Origin of the sequence: Mesorhizobium sp. M2E.F.Ca.ET.209.01.1.1, assembly GCF_004010375.2 — a bacterium.
Classification (GTDB): Bacteria; Pseudomonadota; Alphaproteobacteria; order Rhizobiales; family Rhizobiaceae; genus Mesorhizobium.
In genome coordinates this window covers 1-473 of sequence record NZ_SADP02000159.1, presented here as the reverse complement: position 1 = coordinate 473, position 473 = coordinate 1, and the positions used below count along the sequence as shown (strand labels likewise).

The following is a 473-nucleotide window of genomic DNA, read 5'->3' as shown; positions in this document are numbered from 1 at the left end:
GGCGGCAACCACAACTCAAGTGTTGTGACGGCCTCGACGCTGGCGACGACGTCGACCCAAAAGACGGCAAAGGTCACCACCAGTTCCCTGGGGCTCAAGGATACGACGCACTTCCTGCAGTCCGGCTCGGGCGATGGTCCCGCCGGCGGCCATGGGTCGTTCCGCCAGCTTCTCGGCCAAGTGACCGGCTCGGTGACGACCGACCTCCTGAATGTGCTCAGCACGATCTGGGGATCTGGTCAGAACCAGAATAAGTCGTCGGGCGTGAGCACCGACCTGGCCTCGGACAAGACCAAGACCGGCGCCGGCTTCGGCAACATCGACGACACGTTCAAGAAGGCTTTGAAGGATATCTTGAAACCGCATGAGTGAGGGCGAATGGCGACCGGACGGGCCTCGGGTGGAAACCGGCCCAGGATTGAGAAACGGGCGTGCGGGCCTTGCGCAAAATGCAAGGTCCGCGCGTTCATCGC

General features: G+C 62.6%; 1 protein-coding gene. It reads left to right on the top strand.

The window, feature by feature from the left end; genetic code table 11:
• A partial coding sequence (locus tag EN852_RS41180; RefSeq protein ID WP_189546353.1) for a hypothetical protein occupies positions 1-372 on the top strand: 372 nt, incomplete at its 5' end.
• Positions 373-473: the final 101 nt, after the last annotated feature.